The organism is Nostoc mirabile CHAB5784 (genome assembly GCF_020829645.1).
GTDB classification, from domain to species: Bacteria; Cyanobacteriota; Cyanobacteriia; order Cyanobacteriales; family Nostocaceae; genus Nostoc; species Nostoc mirabile.
Map to the genome: position 1 here is coordinate 1 of NZ_JAIVFS010000131.1, position 17,146 is coordinate 17,146.

Annotated in this window: 18 protein-coding genes and 3 pseudogenes; 14 read left to right on the forward strand and 7 right to left on the reverse strand. The window is 42.2% G+C overall.

Annotated elements, in window-relative coordinates; all coding sequences use genetic code 11:
* The first annotated feature begins 173 nt into the window (after nucleotides 1–173).
* The 3 genes and pseudogenes from LC653_RS39125 (at nucleotide 174) to LC653_RS39135 (ending at nucleotide 1,214) form a co-directional block, all read left to right on the forward strand.
* Complete coding sequence (locus LC653_RS39125; protein WP_229500715.1) at nucleotides 174–320, forward strand: hypothetical protein; 147 nt, start codon at nucleotides 174–176, stop codon at nucleotides 318–320.
* 64 nt (nucleotides 321–384) lie between these two features.
* Nucleotides 385–555: pseudogene (locus LC653_RS39130) on the forward strand (WGR domain-containing protein); the annotation flags it as partial.
* 497 nt (nucleotides 556–1,052) lie between these two features.
* The gene (locus LC653_RS39135; protein WP_229500716.1) at nucleotides 1,053–1,214 is read left to right on the forward strand and encodes a hypothetical protein; all 162 of its coding nucleotides are present in this window, start codon (nucleotides 1,053–1,055) and stop codon (nucleotides 1,212–1,214) included.
* Nucleotides 1,215–1,274: 60 nt separating this feature from the next.
* Here LC653_RS39135 and LC653_RS39140 read toward each other — a convergent pair whose 3' ends face one another.
* Together LC653_RS39140 and LC653_RS39145 are read right to left on the reverse strand one after the other, a co-directional pair.
* On the reverse strand, nucleotides 1,275–1,742 hold the full coding sequence (locus tag LC653_RS39140; protein ID WP_229500717.1) for a hypothetical protein: 468 nt from the start codon (nucleotides 1,740–1,742) through the stop codon (nucleotides 1,275–1,277).
* Between the two features lie 5 nt (nucleotides 1,743–1,747).
* Nucleotides 1,748–2,143: an IS4/Tn5 family transposase DNA-binding protein gene (locus tag LC653_RS39145; protein WP_229500718.1), complete on the reverse strand. Its 396-nt coding sequence runs from the start codon at nucleotides 2,141–2,143 to the stop codon at nucleotides 1,748–1,750.
* A gap of 393 nt (nucleotides 2,144–2,536) precedes the next feature.
* Between LC653_RS39145 and LC653_RS39150 the strand changes: the two genes are divergently transcribed.
* Nucleotides 2,537–3,286, forward strand: a complete 750-nt coding sequence (locus LC653_RS39150) for an SDR family oxidoreductase (RefSeq protein ID WP_229500719.1) — start codon at nucleotides 2,537–2,539, stop codon at nucleotides 3,284–3,286.
* A gap of 342 nt (nucleotides 3,287–3,628) precedes the next feature.
* Nucleotides 3,629–6,166, forward strand: a complete 2,538-nt coding sequence (locus LC653_RS39155) for a pre-peptidase C-terminal domain-containing protein (protein ID WP_229500720.1) — start codon at nucleotides 3,629–3,631, stop codon at nucleotides 6,164–6,166.
* A 490-nt stretch (nucleotides 6,167–6,656) separates the two neighbouring features.
* On the opposite strand, the gene LC653_RS39160 is transcribed toward LC653_RS39155, so the two are convergent.
* Nucleotides 6,657–6,998, reverse strand: a complete 342-nt coding sequence (locus LC653_RS39160; RefSeq protein ID WP_229500721.1) for a hypothetical protein — start codon at nucleotides 6,996–6,998, stop codon at nucleotides 6,657–6,659.
* Nucleotides 6,999–7,192: 194 nt separating this feature from the next.
* On the opposite strand from LC653_RS39160, the gene LC653_RS39165 reads away from it, so the two are divergent.
* The 4 genes and pseudogenes from LC653_RS39165 (at nucleotide 7,193) to LC653_RS39180 (ending at nucleotide 10,203) form a co-directional block, all read left to right on the forward strand.
* Nucleotides 7,193–7,498 (forward strand): hypothetical protein, encoded by a 306-nt coding sequence (locus LC653_RS39165; RefSeq protein WP_229500722.1) that lies wholly within the window; start codon nucleotides 7,193–7,195, stop codon nucleotides 7,496–7,498.
* A 217-nt stretch (nucleotides 7,499–7,715) separates the two neighbouring features.
* Nucleotides 7,716–8,638 (forward strand): annotated as a pseudogene (locus LC653_RS39170) (IS982 family transposase).
* Between the two features lie 499 nt (nucleotides 8,639–9,137).
* Nucleotides 9,138–9,815 (forward strand): hypothetical protein, encoded by a 678-nt coding sequence (locus LC653_RS39175; RefSeq protein ID WP_229500723.1) that lies wholly within the window; start codon nucleotides 9,138–9,140, stop codon nucleotides 9,813–9,815.
* Between the two features lie 178 nt (nucleotides 9,816–9,993).
* Complete coding sequence (locus tag LC653_RS39180; RefSeq protein WP_229500724.1) at nucleotides 9,994–10,203, forward strand: TOBE domain-containing protein; 210 nt, start codon at nucleotides 9,994–9,996, stop codon at nucleotides 10,201–10,203.
* A 65-nt stretch (nucleotides 10,204–10,268) separates the two neighbouring features.
* Here the strand turns inward: LC653_RS39180 and LC653_RS39185 are convergent.
* The 4 genes and pseudogenes from LC653_RS39185 to LC653_RS39200 all read right to left on the reverse strand — a co-directional run.
* Nucleotides 10,269–10,529: pseudogene (locus tag LC653_RS39185) on the reverse strand (HesA/MoeB/ThiF family protein); the annotation flags it as partial.
* Between the two features lie 230 nt (nucleotides 10,530–10,759).
* Nucleotides 10,760–11,143 carry a hypothetical protein gene (locus LC653_RS39190; RefSeq protein ID WP_229500725.1) on the reverse strand — a complete coding sequence of 128 codons (384 nt, stop codon included), beginning with the start codon at nucleotides 11,141–11,143 and terminating at the stop codon, nucleotides 10,760–10,762.
* 554 nt (nucleotides 11,144–11,697) lie between these two features.
* Nucleotides 11,698–13,044, reverse strand: coding sequence for an XRE family transcriptional regulator (locus tag LC653_RS39195; protein ID WP_229500726.1), 1,347 nt, complete (start codon nucleotides 13,042–13,044; stop codon nucleotides 11,698–11,700).
* Nucleotides 13,045–13,355: 311 nt separating this feature from the next.
* Entirely contained in the window at nucleotides 13,356–13,517 is a 162-nt protein-coding gene (locus LC653_RS39200; protein ID WP_229500727.1) for a hypothetical protein, read from the reverse strand.
* A gap of 639 nt (nucleotides 13,518–14,156) precedes the next feature.
* Between LC653_RS39200 and LC653_RS39205 the strand changes: the two genes are divergently transcribed.
* From LC653_RS39205 to LC653_RS39225, 5 genes are all read left to right on the forward strand, one after another.
* Nucleotides 14,157–14,948 carry a glucose 1-dehydrogenase gene (locus tag LC653_RS39205; protein ID WP_229500728.1) on the forward strand — a complete coding sequence of 264 codons (792 nt, stop codon included), beginning with the start codon at nucleotides 14,157–14,159 and terminating at the stop codon, nucleotides 14,946–14,948.
* Nucleotides 14,949–14,952: 4 nt separating this feature from the next.
* A complete protein-coding gene (locus tag LC653_RS39210) occupies nucleotides 14,953–15,354 on the forward strand; it encodes a nuclear transport factor 2 family protein (protein ID WP_229500729.1) in 402 nt (133 codons plus the stop codon).
* A gap of 74 nt (nucleotides 15,355–15,428) precedes the next feature.
* Nucleotides 15,429–16,229, forward strand: coding sequence for a glucose 1-dehydrogenase (locus LC653_RS39215; protein WP_229500730.1), 801 nt, complete (start codon nucleotides 15,429–15,431; stop codon nucleotides 16,227–16,229).
* A complete protein-coding gene (locus LC653_RS39220) occupies nucleotides 16,222–16,386 on the forward strand; it encodes a hypothetical protein (protein ID WP_229500731.1) in 165 nt (54 codons plus the stop codon). The genes LC653_RS39215 and LC653_RS39220 overlap by 8 nt, the downstream gene beginning before the upstream one ends.
* Nucleotides 16,387–16,399: 13 nt before the next feature.
* Nucleotides 16,400–16,885 (forward strand): alpha/beta fold hydrolase, encoded by a 486-nt coding sequence (locus LC653_RS39225; protein WP_229500732.1) that lies wholly within the window; start codon nucleotides 16,400–16,402, stop codon nucleotides 16,883–16,885.
* Nucleotides 16,886–17,146: the final 261 nt, after the last annotated feature.

Consider the following 17,146-nt stretch of genomic DNA (forward strand, 5'->3'; position numbering starts at 1 on the left):
GCTGAGTTCAATTTTATACTTCTTACTCATACACTTTTTTTTGCTAGCGATCGCACCTGGGCTTGTGGCTTTGTTGAGTCCACATTGCTCTGTAATCAGGATACAACATTACCCCTCAAAATTAATGAGACAGACCACTAGTCTCAGCAGCATTAAATGATGCACTGTACGAGTTGGTGATCCCAGATTCTATCCCAGAAAATTTGTATAGTATCTGCACTGAGATAAGTGGATTAACCGTTGATGAAGCTGAAACTTTATTAGAAGCCTTGCAGCATCAATTACGTTGGGGCAACGCCCGATTGTTGACGATTGAATAACTAACTACAAGTGAGTATCCAGTTTTCAGATATTCACTTTTTCACTAATGACAGCATGAAAATTATGTATTCATATCTAGTTTATGTAGACGCTGCTAACAACAGTAATAAATTCTGGAGTGCGAAAGTTGAAAGCAGTAGTCTCACTGTTGAATGGGGAAGAGTGGGTTACAATTCCCAGAAAAAAGTACATTCTTTGGGTAGCCATCAACAAGCTGTCTTTAAATATCATAATCGGGAGCATCCCAGTTTTTTGCAAAGAAGGCAAAAATCAGTCAGTATAAGTAAGAGGAGTGTATTTATCTACCCATGACCCCAGAACAAAAGCAGTTTAGTTTTAGTAAGCTGTTCCACATCTAATTGGTATAAAATGACATTTTGTGAGATGACCTCTCCGGGAGAGCGATCGCTAATCAAATCTTACGTAGAAATTGAATATTTAATACAATAAGTACAGTAATATTATTTAGAATATACAACCTGTACCAAAAACGAGGTTTCTGTACATTGTTGCGATTAAAAAAAAGGTAAAATTTCCTTTCAGGAATAGTTTTGAAATAGGAAGTATCTACCAGTAAACCAAAAAGTTTTTCCCAAAGAGCGATCGCTAATCACAGCTACGTATATTCAAGTAATATCAACTACTTAAAATCTAATTAATGCTTATACTAATCTGAAAAATTTCAAAAAATGAAATGATGAAAGTAGTGTGTAGCATATTGGCTGAAAAAATTGACTGTTTCATCAGAAGAACTGGCAATAACCGACTCAGAAACCCTTGAAGAGGTTATTGAATGCTTAGTAGAAAATTTTTCTGATTCTCAAGGACTATGTGATCAAAAGACTATAGATACATCCTCTCCAACTCCTGCCGTAGACTTTTCACTTCAATAAATGTCAAATCATTTCAGTTCTGTCTTTTTGGGATATCTCAAGAAGATAAAATGTTGCGGGTTATTTGGGAAATTTTGTTATTATAAGAACTAAGTAGAAAAAATATTTATTTGGCGATCGCTCTCCCGGAGGGGTCATCTCACAAAATCGCATTGCTCCCACAGGACTCTTGGTTACGTATTCCCAAAGATGTCCATTCTCTCCTTCTAGACAACGATTGTGCGCGGCTCTGACCACTATACCTGTGTTTTTAGTTTGACTGATTTGAGCAAAAACTTCACCAATATCTCCTTCTCTGTCAAAGACATGAATTATCTTCGACAATAATCCACCACCCGAAATTTTTAAACCAGAAAATAGTTTTTCTATCTTTGAGAAAGCTTCGACCCATCTATAAGATTCTTTCTCATTAAATGCTTTATTCCTTTTGGCTTTTTGCTCTTTTTTTAGACGCTGTTCTTTGAGTTCTTGGGTTTCATTAGTCGGCTGTGGAGCAATATGTACTCTATGCCATAGCTTCTCCCACAATAACCCTAAGGCTGCCCAAAATCTGGTTCTAAAGCTAAACAGCTATGTAAAATTAATCCATTTCCACCATTCCCTATTGGACCGTATTCTTCTCTTTTTTCTACTATTTTTTTGTAATCTAAAAAAGTTGTGTCTCCTACAGCTAGCACTACAGGAGCGCCGTTTATTTCTTGGGCTGTTTGTTTAAAGTAAGGTTGAGTCAACTTTTCAAAACTGGTTTTTGGATTAGAGAAAAATTCGTAACCACGTTTTAGGTCACTAGCTGTTTTAAATATTTTTGATAAAGGCTGACCATATTTTACCGATAAAAGTTCACCTATGAATGCTGCGCGTTGGGTTAAACGTTTGTCTCCAAAGTTACATTCCCGATACAGGTTCTTCTCTAAGATTTTCATTTGCATTCATGTTACTCACACCTACCACGACAATATCTAAAATCACAAGTCATTTTTCTCTCTTGTTGGTTCGCGGATAATATCCGCGAACCAATTCTCCTTTTCCACATCCCGTGAAAAGTCAGATACAGGATGGGTGTCACAAAGGAAGCGGCAGAGTTGACAAAAAAAATAGGGATGAAAAAAGCCCTGTTTTTGGGGCTTTTTTCTGAAGTGGGATCGAGAGCGAATCGCAAAAGCACGTCGATGATTATGCCAACAAGTGTTTGCTGTTTAACCTAGCCTTTCTTCTAGGTTTTCAATGTTTAGACTTTGTGAGACGATTAACCCAGTATTTAAACTCAGCTTAAACATCTTGTTCTGAAATGTGATCTAAATTCATCACAGGAGTGCTTAATTATGGTGCAGGACGAACTCAAGAGCAAAGTAGCTTTAATTACTGGTGCAAATAAAGGTCTGGGTCTGGAAATGAGTCGTCAACTCGGACAACATGGATTGACAATTCTTATAGCAGCTCGTAGTTTAGATGCAGCTAAAACAGCAGCGAGTAACTTAGAGAATGAAGGAGTTATAGCTCACCCAATTGCCCTGGATATCACTGATAGTACTCAAATTGAATCTGCTGTTCAACAGATTAGTAACTCTTTTGGTAGGCTTGATGTCTTGATTAATAACGCTGGTGTGTTTTTAGATGGTGATTGGTTAACCAGTAATGCTAGTTCTATTTCTATAGACATTATTCGACAGACATTTAACACCAACTTTTTTGGCTTAGTGGAATTGACTCAACGAGCATTGCCGTTAATATTGAATAGCCCTAGCGGTCGGATTGTAAATATGTCGAGTATTGAAGGCTCGTTAACACTTCATGCTGACCCCAATTCATTCATCTATGATTCCAAACCATTTGCTTATGATGCTTCCAAGGCAGCGGTTAACTCATTCACTATTCATTTAGCTCATGAGTTACGTAATACTCCGGTGAAGATTAATAGCGCTCATCCGGGTTGGGTAAAAACCGAATTAGGTGGTGAAGGTGCAATGATGGACATCATCTCAGGCGCGAAAACTGGTGTTGAATTAGCGATATTGCCAAATGATGGCCCCAGTGGTGGTTTTTTCCATCTTGGGGAACCAGTAGCTTGGTAACAGCTTTTCTTAGTGCCATTCCTCTCTTAGTTTTTAGTAGCAAATAAGATGCGTTTGCCCTATGCTAGTGATAGCTATTTAGGCAGTGTCTAGACCAAGAAACCAGGTATCCGCTCAATAAATCGGGGCGAACTACCAGTTCAGGAACGAGTTTACGCCATTTGAGTCTTGTCACTGAGCGATTTACCCCGGATTATTGAGCGGTTACGAAACCAGTCTAAGTAGATGCTGCATTTATTTGAACTACCTATCTAGGGTTTCTCCCCGCTGGCAGGGCTACTCATAGATGACACCTCTGCCAGCGAATATCTCTGAATCAAACTTATAACCGAGGGGATTGATATGGCAGACATTATTGGAGACAACAGGAATAACACTCTAATTGGCACGTTTGAGAATGACGCTATCCTTGGTCAGGGCGGTGATGATAACCTCTTTGGTCGGGGCGGCAATGATGACCTCTTGGGTGGGGCTGGCAATGACTCGCTTAATGGCGAGGACGGCAATGACCTTCTCAATGGTGAGGACGGCGAGAACACCCTGCTTGGTGGGTTCGGCGATGATGTCCTCCTTGGTGGATCTGGCAATGACCTTCTCGAAGGCGAGGAGGAGGACGATCAACTCCTTGGCAGAGGCGGTGACGACACCCTGCTTGGTGGGTTCGGTAATGATGCTTTCCTTGGTGGAGTTGGCAATGACCTTCTCGAAGGCGGGGACGGAAATGACCGACTCGCTGGAGAAGACGGTAAAGACCAACTCTTTGGCGGGGAAGGGGTTGACACGCTCAATGGCGGGGCTGGCGATGACCAGATTGATGGCGAGGATGGCAATGACAACTTGATTGGTCAGGCTGGCGATGACATCCTCCTTGGCGGGGCTGGCAATGACCGACTCGAAGCGGGGGACGGGGATGACCAAATCTTTGGTGGGACTGGCAATGATACTGCTGACTATTCAAATACCACTGCTGGTGTCACCGTTAACCTAGCGACTGGAACTGCCAGTGGAGGGGCTGGGAATGATGTCCTATTTAATATCGAACAAGTCTTTGGTTCTGGTTTCAACGATTCCCTAACTGGCGGGCGCGGTAATGACACCCTCTTTGGTAGAGGTGGCAATGACCTGCTTGATGGTGGAGTTGGCAATGACCTGCTTGATGGCGAGGAAGGCAACGATATTGTCCGTGGTGGGGCTGGCGATGACACCTTGCGTGGTGGGACTGGCAATAACCGACTCTTGGGTGGAGCTGGTGTTGATACTGCTGATTATTTCAGTGCCACTGCCGGAGTCACGATTAACCTTGCCACTGGAACCGCTAGAGGGCAGGGCAGGAATGATGTCCTGTTGGAGATTGAAAGAGTCGTTGGTTCTAGGTTCAATGACATCCTCTTTGGCGGAGCTGGCAATGACTTCTTCCTCAGTGGTGGGGACGGGAATGACTCTGTCAATGGTGGGGCTGGTAATGACCGCGTCTTTGGCGATAACGGCAATGACACCCTCCTTGGCGGGACTAACGACGACTTTATCAATGGCGGGAACGGCAATGACTCCCTGCTTGGCGGTAGCGGCATTGACATCCTGCTTGGTGGGGCTGGTAATGACCAACTCCAAGGTGAGGACGGGAGTGACACTCTCATTAGTAGAGAAGGCAATGATACCCTGCTAGGCGGCAGCGGCAATGACATTCTGCTTGGTGGAAATGACAATGACCAACTCCAAGGTGGAGGCGGGGATGACCAACTCTTTGGTGGGACTGGCATTAATACTGCTGATTATTTAAATGCCACTGCCGGAGTCACCGTTGACCTTGGCACTGGAACTGCCAGTGGGGGAGATGGGAATGATGTCCTGTTCAATATCGAGCAAGTCTTTGGTTCTAGTTTTAACGACTCCCTGATTGGAGGAGGCAGCAGTGATACCCTCTTTGGCAGAGGCGGCAATGACACCTTGCTTGGTGGGGATGGCGATGACTTTCTTGATGGTCAGGAAGGTAATGACCTCGTCTTGGGCGAGGATGGGAATGACAGCCTGTTTGGCGGGGCTGGCAATGACCAAGTCGAAGGAGGAGAAGGCGATGACACCCTCCGTGGCGGGGTCGGCAATGACACTCTCCTTGGAGGGCCTGGAAATGATGTCCTCATAGGCGTTGATACTAACGGTTCTGATTCTCCTGGATTAGGGGAGGTTGATACCCTAACTGGAGGGCCTGGGGAAGATCAGTTCTTACTTGGAGATGCTACTAATGTCTTCTATGACGATAACAACAGTGGAAGTAGTGGTTTGGCAGACTACGCTACCATCAGTGGCTTCAACTCCAACGAAGATACAATCCAGCTCAAAGGAACACTGGCAGACTATCGCTTGCAGACTGTGGGAGCCAATACAAGTGTATTTCTGGACAAATCAGGGGGAGAGCTAGATGAACTCGTTGGTGTTGTGCAAGCGTCGTCTCTGAGGCTTGATAGTGACGACTTCCTGTTCTACGAAGAAGAAGATGCTGGACAAGGGACAAACAACACACTAGCCACTGCTGAGGAGCTAGGTACTTTAACATCAGGTTCAGAAGTTAATACCTCTGCTCAACTGGCAAGACTTCCAGGGAACAATCCTGATTTCGACTTTTTCACATTTTCTTTAGCCAACCCAGGAACTGTGACTATCAGCACGGAGAATCTTACTGTCGATACAGTTATCGGTCTATTTAATAGTGCCGGGAACTTACTGAATTCTAGTGATTCTCCATCAATCACCGCTTCACTAGGGGCAGGTACTTACTCCATTTCAGTAAGTGATTATGATTACTTCCCGCAAAATGGCGGGACTTTCGATTCTGGCTTTTTTAATCCTGGTTCTTATACGCTAGAAGTCACTGTAGCCTAAAGACAAATAGTACTAAGAAAAGCGGAAACAGTTGCCAATTAAGAAGTTTGCAGTTGTTTACGTAATTCTTGTCGAGGTTTTGTCATGAAGGGGTAAGCTTTGGGGCGGCGTTTTTGAACTCGTGGTCCCCTGCGTGCGGGACGGTCAGTAACGACTTTGTGAACGATAATTTTGATTGTTCTGCTCATCCATCATTACTATCCGCTCAATAAATCGGGGCGAACTACCAGTTCAGGAACGAGTTTACGCCATTTGAGCCTTGTCACTGAGCGATTTACCCCGGATTATTGAGCGGTTACCATCATTACTACCTTTTATTTGCGTAGGAACACATAAGGTAATTTCTAGCAAGAATTTAGGAGTCAGAATTCAGGAGTCAGAATGTTAGAAAATTTAGTCGAACTCTTCTCAATCAATAGGCGAATTATACTGAACTGCTTTTAAATTCTGGCTTCTGACTCCTGAGTGCTGAATTCTTACGTTTCTCCTTCTAAAATTTATCTCGTTGAATACTGAAACTAGCTCCGACTAGAGAACTGCCTAAGAAGGCGGAAAAACTGACCAACATAGCTCCAAGACTTTTGTTTTTCTGGTATTGCCAGCCAGAGATAATTATGTTGGGATTATTAGTCTCGATAATCTCCAGCCCCCAGCACCCGATTGCCCCTACTCCTGAAAACTCAGTCAAGAGCAGAGAGGCGATTGCAGTTGTTTCTATGGTGCGGTCAATGAGAATCCTGGGGTTGAATCTTTTTCGAGTCCGACGAAGAACTAATTTATTACGACTGTTTGAAGGCAAAGATGATTGATGAGTTACTTTCTGGGTTTTCATTTCGCATCCTCCAATTCAATAAAACCTGAGTTCGACGTAAGAAAAAGTCTGAAAACTAGACAGAGTAGAGCATATAGCAACACATATCCATTTAACCCTATGTCAATAAGCTTTGATAAATGACAATATATGTATTAATGGATATTTAGGCACTCAAAGTGGGAGAATGAATTTGTGATGAATTCATTATGGTGATGGGCACTAAAAAATCTCAAAAACCGGATCTGAGGGGAGGAAGACGTGAAAATGCTGGCAGAAAACCAACTTGGAATAATAAAGACACAATTACAATCCGTGTACCAAAATTAATCGCGACACAAGTAATGTTGCTTGCTCGTAGACTTGATTCTGGCGAAAACATTGAATTAGACACAGAATCAAAATCCGCAAGTAATGATTTTATGATTAAATCTAACTTCTCCGATTATGAAACTATCACAAAATCAGAATTAGCGAATCATGAAATAATCACACAATCTAATATTGAGAGTCGAGAATGAAAATCTGATTTTGTCACAGAATCAATACCTAGTTATAGTCAAGCAATTGAAATAGCTAAAAAAATTCTCAAACATAAAAAATCAGCACGAATATCAATCGCCAAAATAATTTCAAAAATTTATGAACAAACCTTGTCCCCTGATGATTTAAAGTCGTAGTTTTTATGTTAAACAAATATTGATTATGTGATTATTTCAATTCTGATAAAGGGGAAATATGGAATTAGAAAAATTATTTTGTGAGGTCGATATTTTTGTTCATATTTTGAAAAAATTTGGCAGCAAGAACTATTGCCTACCAGTGAGCATAAACGTCACAAAAAATCTAATTTATGCTTAAGCGAAGTCATGACAATAATTATTTATTTTCATCAATCATCTTATAGAAACTTTAAGGATTATTATACTAAGCACGTATGTAGTCTTTTCCCAAAATATTTTCCTCAACTAGTAAGTTACAACCGATTTGTAGAATTGGAGAAAAGTGCTTTAATCCCCTTGTGTTGGTATCTACATCTGCGTCGTGGACAAAGTACTGGCATCAATTTTATTGATTCAACTTCCCTAGAAATATGTTTAAATCAAAGAGCGAAGCGTAATCGAGTTTTCAAAAATTTGGCGAATTGGGGAAAGAGTTCTTTAGGATGGTACTTTGGCTTTAAGTTACATTTAATAATTAATGAAGAGGCGAGAAATTTTATCTTTTATGATTACCCCTGCTAACGTAGATGACCGTAAACCTGTACCAGAAATGACAAAAAATCTCTTTGGAAAATTATTTGGCGATCGCGGATATATTTCGCAAAAACTATTATATCGTTCTCTTACAGCAAAATATTCAGCTTATTACAACTCTTAAAAAAACTATGAAAAATCGTTTAATGCCTTTAATTGATAAAATTTTATTGAGAAAGCGTTCCCTGATAGAAACGGTTAATGACCAATTGAAAAATATCTCCCAAGTTCAACACACTCGCCACCGCAGCGTTTGTAATTTTATGGTTAATGTTATTGCTGGAATAATAAGCTTATACATATCAAGATAAAAAACCTTCATTAAATCTAACGACACAAGATTTAGATTCACTACAAGAGGCACATTTATTAAGAGATGAAACTTTGTCGCTTGCTATTATCTAACCCGCACCCATAAAACTTCGTTTCTGCCTGTTGAAGAGTCTTTTTCTTACGTCGAACTCAGGTATTTATAAGGCAAATAACAACAGCAAGTTTCTTTACAATATTAAGCTGAACTATTTTAAAAAAAAATAAAAATTAATATTGTTAGCGTTTGATTACCAAATAATATGGTAATTTACTCAATAAGTTGGTATTATCTTCAGTAGATTACACAGATACACTTATCCATTTTGAAAAACGCAAGCCGAAGAAGAGGTTTGCGGCTAACTTTGGCTTTTAATTTATTAGTTTTTAATAACTTATATTGAAAACTAGCTCTTTTGTATCGTCTGGTAAGGAGTTGAAAGTTGAATGATTTAAAGATTTTATTTTTTCTAACAAAATTTATTGTCAACTTGCTCAGTTTTGGCGATAACGATACTAATTTTTGGTGAGCAAACAGCTTTCAACAAAACTATCTAACTTTTTCAATATTCAATAGTAAACGGAGAAATGTTTTATGCGTTTTACTCGCCAGATACCCATTGCGTCTTTAATGCTATCGATACTGGTTTTATGGCAGCCTACTTTAGCTGACTCAAGGAGTGGTCTTCCCTCGGAAAAAGAAGAAAAAACACCTTCTGTCTGGGATAAAAATAAGTGTCTTGGAGGTTCTTCGCAAAGTTTTCGCTTGGGTGGAGAACTCAATAATCCAGCCACTTATAACTTGCAAAAACTGCGAAATTTACAAGATGCTTTAAAAAAACAAAATCCAGCATTAGTTACTGAAATCACTGTGAGCTTTCAAATCGGCTCAGGGCCACGAACAGAAACATACTATGGAGTTCCTCTATGGGAATTGATTAATAATCCGAAAGCCGGAGGTGGTCTAAAACCTGGGAATTCTGGGGTGAATAGTAAAAACTCTTTTCTGAGGCAATATGTTCTAGTTGATGCTACAGATTGCTATGGTGCAGTCGTAGCTATTGGTGAAATTCAACCTAACTTTGAAGGGAAAACAGTGCTAGTTGCATTTGCAAAAAAAGGTAGTGATGGTAAAGTCGTGCCTTTAACAGACGAAGGATTTGCTCGTTTAGTAGTTCCAGGTGACAAAGCTGGAGGTCGTTACGTTACTAATGTGACAAATATCGTCATATTATCTGCTCCTCCTTCTCCTTTGAAACCAAAATATTTCTGAAAACCCTTCTGATTAAAGATGCCTACAACGGAGAGTTCATCTTCTAATACCAGTCTGATATCTAAGTTATTCTGTAAGGCTGAAGATAGCATCCCACTAAATGAGGATAATCCAACAATCTGATAGTTGTTAGTATTACTCTGTTCAGAATTATCTTTTAACTAGGGAGGATCAAAATATGGAAGTTAGCGCTCGTAATTCCTTAAAAGGAACTATTAAGAAAATTCATTCAGGAGCAGTCAACTCTGAGGTAACATTAGAAATTGTGCCTGGGGTGGAAGTAACTGCAATTATTACCAAGGAGTCGGTAGAGCATCTCCAACTTCAAGAGGGAAAACAAGCGATCGCTGTGATTAAAGCGTCAGATGTCATAATTGCTACAGAATAGCTCGAAATGAGTAGATAAGTTGTGGCGATCTGCTTATGGAGCGATCGCTACAATTATCCAACTATTTACGAATTTTCCAAGCAAGAACTGCTACCACACACCAGACATGAAAAATCGTGATAAGAATGTCGTTTAGCAAATTCCATTCGCATCAAGTCAATTGTCAGCAGTTGTGACAATAAGGGTTCACTAAACTTAGTAATCAGCTTTATTACCTCTAATGCACTAAGACAAGCTAGTGTCCCAGAAACAGCACCGAGAACCGAGAACCCACGCCGATTCCAATCCGGCTTTTCTGGGAACAAGCATGATAGACAAGGAGTAACATTTATTCAATCATCCCTCGCTATCTTGGGATATCAGCTAGTGCGATCGCAATTACAGGTTCTCGGTGACTATGACATCAGCAAAATGGGAGAAGTCATAGCAAATATTTAGAGTCATGAATAAATGGCACGCTTGAAAAGCGGAAATACTTGTGGTTCAAGCAGTTTGCAATTGCCTGCTCCCATTCATGGCGGGGCTTAGTCATCAAAGGGTAAGCTTTTGGGCGGCGTCAAAGGACTCGTGCGTATATACTACCTCGCCCTACTGGTGCGATCGCTTCATCCGGTTTTGTCGGGTTAATTTTCTGCAAAGCGCTATGGAGGCGCTGATACAAAACCACATCACTATAACTACTCCGCCCTATCTGGTGCTTACCTAGAATAATGTCTGGCTCTAATAAAACTGTGTAGCCAATGACCTCGAACCAAGTGAGCGCAGATGGTGCAATGGCTTCTCTACGTTCCCGTAGCGTGTCGGAGATAGAGGCTCCGCTAACGCGTAGCTGGCTTTTAAGTAGGGGTACGCCCAACCCAAGCATCGCAGATTGTGTGAAATCAAAACGGCGGCGAAGTTTTTTTGTAACACGACTCTGTCTAATTTTTTCGTCGGACATGATGATTGATCCTGTAATTGTTTGTTTGGTGAGTCTGTCGGTTTATCAGGCGTTGGCACAAAGTGCCTACCGGAGGTACTTGCTGTCAAGTTACAGCAGTAACCTTATGTAGAACGTTGTTGGAGGTGCTCGTTCTACAGCAAAAAGAGTCCGAAGAAAGAACATATTTAAGTTTTGGTCAGTTTTCGTTGGCCATTAGTCATTGTTTTTTCTGACTAATAGCTAGAGCGATAAGACATCACTCAAGGAATATTGCAAGTATTACTATCCGCTCACTCAAATGATTTCTCTGGCGGTAGTAATACCAATTGGAAAAAAGAAAGCTACAGATTCCAAGCTGGAAATCTAATTTCAACCCGAATTAAGTTAGCGTAGCGTTAGCGATAGCGTAGCGTTAGCGAGGAACGAGCGTCGGAACGAGCGTCATTACGAATTCAGCATTATCATTTGTTGTAATCTCCTGAAGGTTGCTCATACCTAAAGAGCGGTTGCAGCAGGATTTAAATTTACGCCAAGTTTTCCTTTAACCACACAACCAACCATTGCAATCCACTCTAAACAGTTGCTACAACTTCCCCGATTTTGCTGATATCGTAACCGCCAAGAATTTCAAATTGTGAGTGAACCATCCGATGTCCCAAAGTACTGAGCAACTGCTGTACAGGTGCTTCTTCCAGATATTCCTTGAGAATCACCAAATCATATCGTGACCGATGTAAAGGGATAAATCCCAGCCCAAAGGCGGTAGCTACTGATGCTGTACTCATACCTGCATCGGCAACTCCTCCTACTACAGCTTGGGCAACATCTTGGTGACTTTTGAGTACATTATCAAAGCCCTGAACAGCATCGAACGGTATCTGCTCTTTTTGGAGTGTTTGTTCCAAAAGCATCCGACTACCAGAACCTATTTCACGATTGACAATAGTCGCTCCCCCAGCCACTAAGTCGCTAACTGTTCTAATTCCCATTGGGTTCCCTGACTTCAACAAAAGTCCCTCCTCCCAAACACCAAGGGTAATCAGAACTGCTTCCCTAAGAGCCAGAACATCTCGAACAAAGGGAGTATTATACTCACCAGTCTCAGGATCGTACAGATGCATCCCAGCGATGTGCGCCTCACCTCTGCATAAACTGTGCAATGCAGCCATGCTATTGGCGAAGTTATATTGGACTCGCAGTTGGGGATGCCAGCGTTCGGTGGCTCTTGCCCATAGTGAAATCACAGGGGCACAACCAGCAATCACAACGGTGTTGTGAAGTGTGTCGAGATTATCGTCTAAAAGACGGACTCGAACTTTATTTGTACCTGTAAGGCTTGTACTTTCACCCTTCGGGTACCCTGCGGGAACCCCTTCGGGGAACAGCAGTTTGCTTATGCCTCTTAACCCGTCCACCCTTACGGGTGACGCTCCTTCGTCGCTACCGCTTGCGCTAACGCCACTCCCTACAACGGGGAGGCAGTCCGTTGGGCGGCTTTGCCGACTTGAAGGAACTGCCGTGGGAACCCCCGCAAAGGGGTGGCTCACCGCAACTGCTTCACCATCAGCCGGAATCATATCTTGGCGAAAAGCATCCTTGCCAATCAAGGGATAAGCTATCCATTGTCCTCCCACACGAGCCATGCTAACTCGTAGTTGCTGACCATTAGGAACAGGTTTGGCAAGAACGGCTTCAATTTCAGGTAAATCCCGCTCTAACCAAAATAGATCCTCAACTTGACAGCCAAGCGCTTTGGCCAAGCGAAGTGTTATGGCTACTGAGGGAGCATATTGTCCCGATTCTACACCACTAATAGTCTGACGAGTCACACTAGCGATGTTAGCCAAATCTTGTTGGCTCATGCCTAAACGAGTTCTAATTGACTTCAAGTTATTACGGAGGTCACTATCCTGCTTCATTGGCTTTGTCTCTTAGTTTCAAAAAGCCGTAGCGGATTTAAACATTGCATCTGGCAAGGCGAAAGTGAGGTCTTTGAGTTTATATCATTTCTCTTTGACGACATGACTGTGCTTTCGCTGTCTTGATTCCCCATACAAAAAGACTATCACAGAAATTGCAAATTTGCTTGCGAAGCGCAATTTATTTTTGCGGGTGGCTACTTTTTATCTGCTATTTTGGCTCAAAAGCCCCAAATTACAATAAACAGAGCATTTGTTCGGTACGAAATATTTACCAAATTTATTGGTAAAAAGTAGCATTTCATACAGTTTTAGAAATTTATTTGGTCTTTGATGCGTGATAGATGACTAATACAAGCCGTAGAAAACATACCAACCAATGAGAGTTCTTTGGGGTAAATTTTGCCCTGACTGGTCAGGGCGAACGCATCTAAATATTGATGGGCAGAACCAAGAAAGAGTTCTGGAGGCATAACCGGAAGCCGCTAGTAATAAAAAGCACAAAATTATTGAGGACAAGAGTAGGGGTCTAACAGGTGTCCCAGCATGCTGGATATTGTCAAAAGATACCCTCAAGAAAAAAAGCACGCTGCACATTCGTTTGGATGAAGCTCAAGCCAAAAATCACCATTGCTGACCACTTTGCACAGATGTCAGACCCACGAATAGACCGCACAAAGCGTGATGATCTGGTTCATTTGGCGCATCGTCTTAACTTTGATCTGCGGTAGGAGGCATTGTAACAGTGCTAGGATGTCGAACATGGGCTGAAGAGTAGCTTTTGAGTTGTCGTTGTGGAAGATAACAACTCTACTACATCGGCCCTCTCTCTTCATACTCTTTTTTTGGCGAAGGTATTGTGCTACACAATGTATTACAAAATAGCCCGAAAAAATGGTAGGCGTGCGATCGCACGCCTACCATTCTCCTCAGTATTAATACTAATTATATACATTAGGATTGGTAATATTATTTGAAACATCAATGTATTGCATTTTGAAGTGCGGAATGTGGGATTTAGTTAAGAAAGGCAACAGGGAACAGGGAAGAAATACAGATTTATGCATAAGTACTTAAATTCAAGCAATTTTCAACTGTCAAAGGAGAACTCGATGAAACTTGATGGAAAAGTGGCGTTGGTAACGGGCAGTAGTCAAGGGATCGGACAAGCGATCGCTATCCGGCTGGCCCAAGATGGAGCTAGTGTAGTGATTAACTACCGCTCTCATCCTGAAGGAGCGCAGGAGACATTAAATCAAGTGCAGGCCGCTGGCGGCAAATGTCACATGGCGCAATCTGATGTAGGCACAACAATTCAAGCTGATTTAGGACAAGTTAGTGAAGTTCAACGATTAATTAGTGAAAGTATTGACCACTTCGGCCAAGTAGACATTCTCGTGAACAATGCCGGACTGGAAAAACGAGCAGACTTTTGGGACGTGAGTGAAGAAGACTACGACAAGGTGACAGATGTCAATTTGAAAGGTGTGTTCTTTGCTGCTCAAGCTTTTGTGAAGCATCTCAAGCAAACAAACCGTCCTGGCAAAATCATTAATATTAGCTCGGTTCACGAAGAACTGCCGTTCCCACATTTCACTGCATATTGCGTCAGCAAAGGCGGCGTTAAGATGATGATGCGAAATCTGGCAGTGGAGTTAGGCCCTTTGGGAATTACAATTAATAACGTTGCTCCAGGAGCGATCGCAACTCCAATTAATAAAAATTTACTCGAAGACAAAGAAAAACTCAACGCCGTGCTAAAAAATATTCCGCTGGGACGGTTAGGCAAACCAGAGGATGTCTCGAATCTAGTGGCATTCTTAGCTTCATCTGATGCTAATTACATCACAGGTTCCACCTTTTATGTTGACGGCGGCTTGCTATGGAACTACCAGGAACAGTAAACCTGTGAAAACTGACAAGCTGAGAATTAATCAACTTTCACCCCAGAACTACGAATGGTATCTTGCGTATTTACAAGCTATAGATACCAAAAACGTGGAACTGTATAGTAGCTTCCTCACAGAGGATTGCGTAATGCACTCCAACAATCAGCCTCCTGTTCAAGGCAAAGAGGCGATTGTCCAGTTTCTCTCAAATTACTGGATGACATTTGATAGCTTGGAACACGACTTGCTGAACATTTACGGCAGCGATTTGTTTTTTGTTCTAGAAGCCTTAAACCATTACAAACGCCAGGATGGAGAAGCTGTAACCCTGCGGGCAGTCGCCTTCACCGATCGCAATCAAGCAGGTTTAGTAACTTCCGTCAGATTTTACACAGATACAACACTAATTCGTAATTCGTAATTCGTAATACTCGCCTTTGGCGAGAAGCAAGCTACGTAATTAAGAAGCGTCAAATTTAATCTGGGTTTGTGGGTTTGAATCTGTTACAGAATTTTGAAGAGTTGGTATTAATCATTGGCACAATTTACACAAGGGATATCATGGGTAGCTTAACGGATAAAGTAGCGATCGTTACAGGTGGTTCAGGCGGCATTGGTTCGGCGATTTGTGAACGATTGGCGCAAGAAGGAGCCAAGGTTGTGGTTCACTATGGTGGTCATGCAGATTCGGCAAACGAAATCGTCGATAAAATCAAAACTAACGGTGGTGAAGCAGTTGCAATTCAAGCAAACCTGAGTAACGGCGACGAAGTGACAAAACTGTTTGAGGAAGCCCAGCAGCAGTTTGGCACACTCGACATTCTCATCAACAACGCTGGAACAGGAGTAGGCGGCCCTGTTGCCGAGATGGATGAAGCTGCATTTGACAAAGTGTTTGGACTGAACGCCAAAGGAACCTTTCTGTGTATGAAAGAAGCTGCCAATCGTCTCAATAACAACGGGCGAATTGTCAATATTTCCAGCGGTTTGGTTGTCCGCCCAATGCCGGGATTCAGTTTGTATTGCGGCAGTAAAGCAGCCATTGAACTCATGGGCAAAGTTCTATCGATGGAACTGGGCGATCGCGGCATTACTGTCAACACAGTCTCACCAGGGCCGACTGAAACCGAAATGTTCGCCAACTCTGGTGATGATGCTACCGCAGCAACAGAGCGATCGCCCTTCAATCGGCTTGGCAAACCAGAAGATATTGCCGATGTCATCGCATTTGTTGTCAGTGAGAAATGTCGCTGGATAACAGGACACACCTTCCAAGCAGGCGGTGGTTATGTCTAATGTAGAGTTTAACTCGCCAGAATTCGCCAAAACATTTACTCATAGAACCGCACAAGTGAATGAAACGCAAATTCACTATGTTATTGGTGGGCATGGCGATCCACTCGTGCTGCTATCCACTCGTGCTGCTGCACGGCTGGCCTCAAACCTGGTATGAATGGCGCAAAATCATGCCTACTTTGGCTGAAAACTATACAGTGATTGCACCGGATATGCGGGGGCTTGGTGATTCCTCAAAACCTGAAACTGGTTATGACAAGCGAACTGTAGCGGAGGATATTTATCAACTTATTAACCAGTTAGGATTTCACCAGATTAATTTGGTTGGACACGATTTAGGAGGTATGGTCGCCTATGCTTATGCAACTGCACATCCAACAGAAGTTCATCGATTGGTACTGATGGAGTTTTGGCTTCCTGGTTTTGGACTAGAAGAAGGAATGGATGTTGCCAATGGGGGATTGTGGCATTTTGGTTTTCACATGGCACCAAAGATACCAGAAATGCTAACGGCAAAAAGAGAACGTGAGTATCTTACAGCGATCGCTAGCCCTGTCAAGGTGACAAATAGCCGGATAATAATGCCATGCGATCGCAAACTAAAAAGTAGCGGAGGAGATGGTGAATGCTGGGAGCAATATTTGAGCGTTTTGTAAAAGAGAGTCCAATTAGTGTGGTGGTTCGAGGGCTGATGGAAAGAGTATTCGCACCAGAAACAATCAATCGGATATTTGAGCAAAACGCTTCATCCCAGTACACGCGAGAACTACTTTTTTCCAGCATTGTGGAACTAACGCTCTTTTATGTCTCTGGTGAGAGAAAAATGCTCTGATTTGCTGAGATTTTTGAAATTCCTTGAAGACTGTGAACAATACAGGCGCTGCTATGTCGGAAATATTGAGAAGTAATCAAATATA